The organism is Buchnera aphidicola (Thelaxes californica) (assembly GCF_005080825.1).
Taxonomy (GTDB): domain Bacteria; phylum Pseudomonadota; class Gammaproteobacteria; order Enterobacterales; family Enterobacteriaceae; genus Buchnera_I; species Buchnera_I aphidicola_V.
Genome location: NZ_CP034854.1, coordinates 1 through 3,208, shown reverse-complemented (window position 1 = coordinate 3,208; position 3,208 = coordinate 1). Strand labels below are relative to the sequence as shown.

Annotated in this window: 2 protein-coding genes; both read left to right on the top strand. The window is 23.8% G+C overall.

The window, feature by feature from the left end; translation table 11 throughout:
* Nucleotides 1–689: 689 nt before the first annotated feature.
* Nucleotides 690–2,303: an anthranilate synthase component 1 gene (locus tag D9V80_RS02495; RefSeq protein ID WP_158353949.1), complete on the top strand. Its 1,614-nt coding sequence runs from the start codon at nt 690–692 to the stop codon at nt 2,301–2,303.
* Complete coding sequence (locus D9V80_RS02490) at nt 2,278–2,865, top strand: aminodeoxychorismate/anthranilate synthase component II (protein WP_158353947.1); 588 nt, start codon at nt 2,278–2,280, stop codon at nt 2,863–2,865. The genes D9V80_RS02495 and D9V80_RS02490 overlap by 26 nt, the downstream gene beginning before the upstream one ends.
* Nucleotides 2,866–3,208 lie beyond the last annotated feature (343 nt).

Genomic DNA, 3,208 nt, shown 5'->3' with positions numbered 1-3,208 from the left:
AAAATAGGATCGAAAATGGGGTAATGATTTAATTTTAAAGATTTTAAGTATTCATTTAAAAATTTAAGATCAAACAAATTTTTAAAAATTAAAAAAGCTTAAAAAGAGAATAATTCAAGTTCGAATAAAAAAAAATTTTTTGAGTTTGCATCTAAATCATCATTTTTTTGATAAAACAATCAATTTTTTTTAATTTTTTTTAATTTTTTATAACCCCCCCCCTTTATAAAAAATTTTATCCACATTTTAAAAAGCTTAAATATAAAATGTGCATAAAATGTGCATAAAATGTGCATAAAATGTGCATAACTTTTTTTTTGTCTTTTTTTAAGGTCAAAAAGTTCAGAAAATGAGTTAATGTGTAATATATAAGAACAGTTTTTAAATTATCGCTTTACTTTATTTATTATCATGTTATTGTTTTATTTGTTGTCTTTTAAAAAAATTAGATATTTATAAAATATATAACTAATGTGATTTTTTATGTTATGATTGTTTTATTTAGAAAAAACAAATATCTGAAGTTAAAAGAGTAAAATTGTAAAAAATAAACATTATCTAAATGAATTATTAATATATAATGAAAAATGTAGTATATTTATATATATATATAAATTTTTTAAAAATGAAAGTAAAATAAAGTGCTTTACATTCACTTAATATAAACTAAAAAAAAAAAAAAATAAAAAATGAAAAATCAAAAATATGAAATTGAATTAATAAAAGATTATGCAGAATATCATTCTGACCCTACTTTAATTTTCCATACATTATGTGAATCCAAACCGTATACTTTACTTTTGGAATCTGCTGAGATTAATACCAGAAAAAATGTAGAAAGTATGTTAATTGTAGATACAGCTTTAAAAATTACCGCTCAAGATTTAACAGTTACTTTTGATTGCTTTACTACTAATGGTAAAGCTTTATTACCTGTTTTAGATTTCATATTTTCCCCCCATGTTGAAATTTTTTCATATCCTAATGGAAGAAAATATAAATTCCCAGAAAGTAAAAAAAATATTGACGAAGATAAAAAAATTAGAACTTTATCTATATTTGATTCTCTAAGATTTTTATTAAGAGTTATTAAACCAATAAAAAATGAACCTAAAGCTATATTTCTAGGGGGATTTTTTTCATATGATTTAGTATCAACTTTCGAAAAAATACCTAAATTAATTAATAAACAAAATTGTCCAGATTTTTGTTTTTATCTTGCTGAAACTTTATTAACACTCGATCATCAAAAAAAAAAATGTATTATCCAATCAACACTATTCAAAAATAATATTGCTGAAAAAGCTCGATTAAAAAATAAAATTTTAGAAATAAAAAAGAAAATCAGTACTGTATCTTTTAGAAAATTTACAATTAAAAAAGAACAAATATATAATACAAAAAATGTAAATATTAATAAAAATGACAATGAATATATTAAAATTATTAACGATATGAAAAAATTTATTTTGAAAGGAGATATTTTTCAAATTGTCCCATCTAGAAAATTTTTCACTTCTTGTATTGATCCATTAGTTTCGTATCAAATTTTAAAAAAAAATAACCCTAGCCCTTATATGTTTTTTATGCAAGACATCAGATTTAATTTGTTTGGAGCATCCCCAGAAAGTTCATTGAAATTTAACCCTGAAAATAGAAAAGTAGAAATTTATCCTATAGCAGGGACTCGTCCTAGAGGTATAAATAAAAACAATAAAATAGATCTAGATTTAGATAGCAAAATTGAATTGGAAATGAGAACAAATGAAAAAGAAATGTCTGAACATATTATGTTAGTAGACCTTGCTAGAAACGATTTAGCACGTATTTGTATCCCTGGAACCAGATCGGTATCAGATTTAACTAAGGTTGATAAATACTCGCATGTAATGCATCTAGTATCTAATATTTATGGAAAACTTCTCCCTGATCTAGATGCCCTCCATGCCTACCAGGCATGTATGAATATGGGTACTTTAACTGGGGCTCCTAAAATAAAAGCAATGCAGCTAATAGCTCAGTTTGAAGGAGAGAGAAGAGGGTCATATGGAGGCGCTATAGGCTATTTAACGGCATCTGGTGAGTTTGATACATGTATCATCATAAGATCAGCTTACGTAGAAAATGGTATAGCTACAGTACAATCTGGAGCAGGAATTATTTTAGATTCAATTCCTCAAATGGAAGCAGATGAAAGCCGGGATAAGGCTCAAGCAGTACTTCATTCAATTATGACAGCTAACCAAATTTTGAAAGAAATAAAGAAAGGAAGAGGAGATGGCAAATATACTATTTATAGATAATTTTGATTCATTCATATATAATTTAGTAGATCATTTAAGAGTAAAAAAACATAAAGTCATCATTTTTAGAAATGATACAAATATTACTATAATTTCTGATTTTATTAATAATTTAAATAATCCAATAATTATGTTATCACCTGGCCCAGGTTTACCTAAAAATGCAGGGTGCATATTATCTTTAATAAAAATGTTCAAGGGTAAAATTCCTATTGTGGGGATATGTTTAGGTTTTCAAGCAATTGTTGAAACTTATGGAGGTAAAATAAAACCATCTGGGAAAATTATGCATGGAAAAACTTCACTAATTAAACATGATCAAAAAGCTATGTTTAAACATATACCCTCCCCTTTTATAGCAGGTCGTTATCATTCTCTTATGGGTACAAATATTTCGAATAAAAAAATTATTGTTAATGCCTACTATGAAAAAATCCCAATGGCTGTTAGAGATGATGAAAATTTAATTTGTGGTTTTCAATTTCACCCTGAATCTATTTTAACCCCATTTGGAAATAAAATTATTGATCATACAATAAAATGGATAATTAATGAAAAATAAAAGTATTTAAATTAAATCTGTAAAATAAATAATTTAATTTATTAAATACCCCCCCTCCATTCTTATCTTTTTACAAAGTTATATTTTATAATTAATAAATTGATAAAAAATCTCATTAAATAAAAATTATTAGATTTAATTATATAGATTAAAATATTAATAAATAAATTAGTTAAAAACATTAATTTTAATATCTATAAAATTATAAAGTAATAAGTTTTTATTTTTTTTTATGATCTTAATTTATTTAGAATTAAATATTGTTATCATTTAATATTTAAAAGCTTTTTTTTAACTTTTTTAAAAGGCTTTTTTAAATTTAGAAAATAGGATCGAAAATGGG

Excerpts from the sequence above, each read along its gene's own strand:
- D9V80_RS02495 (WP_158353949.1), top strand. The coding sequence starts at position 690 with ATGAAAAATCAAAAATATGAAATTGAATTAATAAAAGATTATGCAGAA.
- D9V80_RS02490 (WP_158353947.1), top strand. The coding sequence starts at position 2,278 with ATGGCAAATATACTATTTATAGATAATTTTGATTCATTCATATATAAT.